Raw genomic sequence first — 4,796 nt, 5'->3', positions numbered from 1 at the left:
TAGCTTGAGCTTTATTCTGAGCTTAATGCGCTAGGGTGGCTTTACCATTTGCCTACCCCCAGATAGTCTAGGGGGCAGGAGTCGAACCTGCAAATACCCTACTCGCTAAAAATGAACTTGTACTCCAAATCCAGTGTAGTTCAATCTGCGAATAAATAGCCAAAAATCGCATTGGCAACTTGCCGTTGCTGCACTTCCCTGCCATTGGCTTCTTCTCTAGCTTGAATCACTGCTTTTTGCAGCATATCCACTCTACGCAGCATTATATTCACGCGGTCTTGAGGAAGCGCCCCTGAAAACTCAATCAAACTCCAAGTTCCTTCCACTACATCTTTGGAAACTTCTTTGATTTGAGCGGGGTGATGTTCCGTTGCTTCATAGGCAACGACAAAATCAGTAATTTTCTTGGTTTTCACCGTTTCTTTGGGACTGGTGACGTAGCATCCTCGATTGGGGTCATGCTGCCAGTCTTTGTCAATCGAAAGCACGGGTAGTGAAGCAATGAAAGTCTTCACATCCTGAAGCTGCTTTTCGAGAAATAATAAATAGGAAACAGGAACATCCGCAAGAATTGTTCGTCCATCTATTGTTACAGAGGCTTTAGCTTCGGTGTTAGCGTAGTCCTGAGTAGCGGATAGGTCTAAAAATTCAGAGCAAGATTGCACAAATTTTTCGATCAATTCCTCAGCCTTCAGCGTCAGCTTTTGTGATTCAGGAGGATAGACAAATCCATCTTCTTCTCTAGACTGATATGTTCTGCTCAATCCTTGAAACAATGTACTCTTTTGACAGAGTTGTGACGCTTCAGCTTTGCCCTTGTTGGCATTGGCTTTAACAGATTGCAACACAGCGATCAACTGATTTAGCTTCATATAACTACCCAAATAGGTCAATTCAATTATTGCCCAACCGATAAACCTAGCTTCTGACTGGGTACAGACAGCTGATTGAAACCTGTCGCTTACAGATAACCACAGGTTAGACTGAATAAACGCCCAAAGCCGTCCGACGCATGAGAAACCCATGCATATTCTGTTCGTTGAAGATGAAGCGAAAATTGCCAACTTCGTCCGAGCCGGGTTGAAGGAACAGGGTTTTGTCGTCGATTACTGCGACAACGGAGACGAAGGCTATACTCGCGCTTTGGACAACGAGTATGATGCGATCGTGCTTGACATCATGGTGCCGGGAAAAGATGGCTTGTCCATCCTCAAAAACCTGCGCCGCAAAGGACAGAATGTGCCAATCATTTTGCTGACTGCCCGGAATGAATTGGACGACCGACTTGAAGGTCTAAATTTAGGTGCCGACGACTATATAGCGAAACCATTTTTCGTTGAAGAGCTAGTAGCCCGCATCCATGCAGTGGTGCGTCGGACTGCTGGCGATCGCCAAAATATAGTCAGCGTCGGCCCCATCAAGCTTGATCGCATCACGCGAGAAGTCACCTGCAATCAGCATATTGTAGAACTCACCACCCGCGAGTTTAACCTCTTGGAATATCTGATGCGATCGCCTGGACGAGTCTTCACCCGAACGCAAATCCTGGAACACATCTGGGGCTATGATTTCAATCCCAATACCAACGTGGTCGATGTGTGCGTTCAGCGGATTCGTAAAAAGATTGATTCCATCGGTGGTGCAGGTTGGATTGAAAGCATTCGAGGCGTTGGGTATCGATTTCGTCAACCAGAGTTTTAGAGGCGGTTGATAAATAAATGTTAAGCTCTCAATACCTGATCTTGGCTTGCTCCCCCTAGACGGTGTTTTGAAACTCTATATTTACCTGTCTATTGCTTCAGAAGATCCCTCCCAGCCCCCCTTAAGAAAGCTATCGTGTACACACATCTCGGTTTTAACTTGCAAATACTGCAATTTAGCCCCCCTAGCCCCCCAAATTTGGGGCGAATATTATTCTCAAAGTCCCCCAGAATTGGGGGATTTAGGGGGCAAGAAAGACTTGTGTGTATACCGTAGCTTAAGAAGGGGGGAGAATCTGCTCAAAGTCCCCCTTTTTAAGGGGGATGCGAGGGGGATCTACATTAAAGAAACAGCCTCTTAATGGTGAAACTTCGTTCCTTCCGTTTCCGAATTGCCCTATTGTCTGCTGTTCTAGCAGGGGGTGCCCTCATTGGGTTTGGGTTGATCTCTTGGTGGCTAATTTATGAGGCAAAAGTAAGCCGTCTGGATGCGGAACTGGAAAGCCAATTAATGCGGGCAGGCCGTCCACGCTCCCCAGAAGGCTGGCAGTCTTATGAAGCCTCACTTGGGCAGTCGTTTGGAACCAATGCAAAAACAGCGATCGCTATCCTAGTCATAGGTGCAGATGGTAACGTGTTGTATCGTTCCGAGCAATGGGCTTCCGATCTGGATGTCACGAACCTATGGACATCGCCTCCACAACTACCGCCCTTTCCTTCACCCCACTTCGAGCAACAAACAGCCCCATTTCCCGAAGCCAACCCACCCTTTCCAGAACGTTTGCAACCTCCGCCTGATCGACAACCGCCCACTCCTCGATTCCTCACCCAGCACACCACCACCGGAACCTGGAGGGTTGGAGCAGTCACGACACCTTTTGCTCAGGTTGCGATCGCAGTAAGTTTAAATGCGATCGCGTTTGAGATGGCAGTCATCCGTAATATCTTCCTGATTTCAATTCCAGGGGTACTGCTGCTTGTAGCTGGTGGTGCGTGGGGAATTGCTGGGAGCAGTTTGCATTCTATCCGAAGGCTAACCACGGTTATTGGTAATGTTACCGCTAGCGGTTTGGAACAACGAGTTCCCATCGGGGCGACGGATGTTGAATTTGTTGAGTTGATTCAGGTTTTTAACCAGATGTTAGAACGTCTGGAACGCAGCTTTAAACAAGCGTCTCGCTTTAGTGGAGATGCTGCACACGAACTCAAGACTCCGTTGGCGATTTTGCAAGGGGAATTGGAACGCACCCTGCAACAAGCGGAACCTGGCTCAGAGGTGCAACAACGCCTGAGTAATTTGCTGGATGAAGTCCGCCGACTCAGTGGGATTGTGCGTAAACTATTGCTGCTTTCCCTAGCGGATGCCGGACAAATGAGCTTGCATCGAGTTGAGGTGGATTTGTCTGGGTTGTTAATGGAGATGTTGGAAGATATCGAACTATTGGCACCCCATCTGGAGATTCAAACGGAAATTGCTGATAATTTGAGGGTACAGGGCGATCGCGACTTACTGATTCAAGTCTTGCAAAACTTGATTAGTAATGCCATTAAATACAATCTCCCAAACGGCTGGATTCGGATTGATGCTTACCCTCAGGGTGCGATTGTATCGATTAGCGTCAGCAATTGCTCTAAAGAGATTTCAGTTAGCGATCGCGATCGTATTTTTGACCGCTTCCATCGGGGTGACCCAGCCCGAACACGCAAAGTGGAGGGAATTGGATTAGGACTGAGTATAGCCAGAGAAATCGCACGAGCACATGGTGGCAACCTGACGCTTGACCCGACCGTATCGGGGCAGACTGCATTTACCCTAATCTTACCCGTTGGTTGTTGAAATGCTGCGACTGGTACTGATACCGTTTTCCTACTTACTTGCAACAGATCGAATTCTTCTCCCCCCTTAAAAAGGGGGGCTGGGGGGGATCAGATTGTGTAGCATATCACTAGAAATTGGTATGGGTACAATGTGCGATTCGTTTAGCCGAAACCGTACAACGGAGGATGGCTAGCAAGGTAATAACCTTGACAACTTGATAAACATGATGGTGAGGAAAGTAACCTAGAAATCCAAGCCCATCCCTCTTGGTATAAGAGTGAAAGCCATACCCTCACGGTAGCGACTAGCCATCAATCCGTGGAGCAGGGTAAAAAGATAACCCGAAATAAGCCTGACATAAGGTTATCCGGCAAGGACTCATGGATACGAAAGAAAGCTACGTCCGAACTGCGGTCATCATAGATTGGTGAAACAAGGCTGATACACCAAAGACAAAACGAGTCAACGAGTGAAGATAAGCGGCGTATTGTAGCTGTGATATACCTCATAATCACTCCCGCAGAGAGTAGCGTCCTAAAAGTTCAAACTCAATGTTTATCAGGAACGAAGTAACCCCCGTTCGTTCCCTTTGGTAGGTCGAAAACCAAAGGTAGGTGCTAACCACAAAACAACGGGAAGGAAAGATAGAGTCAAAAGCCAATGCTCAGGGTAACGCCTGAGATATGCAGACAGACTCACGTTTAACCGATTTGGATAGTTTCAAGTCAGAGGATTATTCAAAACAGTGGTCAGAAAAACTGAACTCATGGTGAATTGGAAAGACATACCCTGGAAGAAATTCCACCGCCATGTCTACCGCCTCCAAAAGAGAATATTCAAGGCAAGTCAACGTGGCGATGTTGGCGCAATGCGACGACTCCAAAAGCTATTGATGAAATCCTTTGCTGCTAAATGTCTAGCAGTCCGTAGGGTGACACAAGACAATCAGGGTAAATCTACGGCTGGAGTAGATGGGATTAAATCCCTAACGCCTAAGCAGCGCCTAGAACTGGTGGCAACACTGAAATTAGGTACAAAAGCCAGAGCCACACGAAGGGTAATGATACCAAAACCTGGAAAGGCGGAAAAACGTCCCCTCGGAATTCCCACAATGTATGAAAGAGCGCTCCAATGTCTGGTTAAACAGGCTTTGGAACCAGAGTGGGAAGCAAGGTTTGAAACCAATTCCTACGGTTTTAGACCAGGAAAGTCATGTCATGATGCAATGGAAGCAATATTCCAAAGTATCTGCAAGAAGCCCAAATACGTGTTAGATG

General features: G+C 47.1%; 4 protein-coding genes. 3 read left to right on the top strand and 1 reads right to left on the bottom strand.

Going from position 1 to position 4,796, the window contains the following annotated elements; translation table 11 throughout:
• Positions 1-140: 140 nt before the first annotated feature.
• The gene (locus V6C93_RS22620) at positions 141-1,025 is read right to left on the bottom strand and encodes a hypothetical protein (protein WP_333478932.1); all 885 of its coding nucleotides are present in this window, start codon (positions 1,023-1,025) and stop codon (positions 141-143) included.
• On the opposite strand from V6C93_RS22620, the gene V6C93_RS22615 reads away from it, so the two are divergent.
• The 3 genes from V6C93_RS22615 to V6C93_RS22605 all read left to right on the top strand — a co-directional run.
• Positions 1,024-1,701 (top strand): response regulator transcription factor, encoded by a 678-nt coding sequence (locus tag V6C93_RS22615; RefSeq protein ID WP_333478931.1) that lies wholly within the window; start codon positions 1,024-1,026, stop codon positions 1,699-1,701. The two genes, V6C93_RS22620 and V6C93_RS22615, sit on opposite strands and share 2 nt — an antisense overlap.
• Before the next feature lie 360 nt (positions 1,702-2,061).
• Positions 2,062-3,537: a sensor histidine kinase gene (locus V6C93_RS22610; protein ID WP_333478930.1), complete on the top strand. Its 1,476-nt coding sequence runs from the start codon at positions 2,062-2,064 to the stop codon at positions 3,535-3,537.
• A gap of 748 nt (positions 3,538-4,285) precedes the next feature.
• Positions 4,286-4,796: reverse transcriptase N-terminal domain-containing protein (locus V6C93_RS22605; protein ID WP_349262803.1), on the top strand; the 511-nt coding region annotated here is incomplete at its 3' end.

The organism is Allocoleopsis sp. (genome assembly GCF_036703385.1).
Lineage (GTDB): Bacteria > Cyanobacteriota > Cyanobacteriia > Cyanobacteriales > Coleofasciculaceae > Allocoleopsis.
Note: the sequence above shows the minus strand (reverse complement) of the source record. Positions and strands in the feature narration are given on the sequence as shown.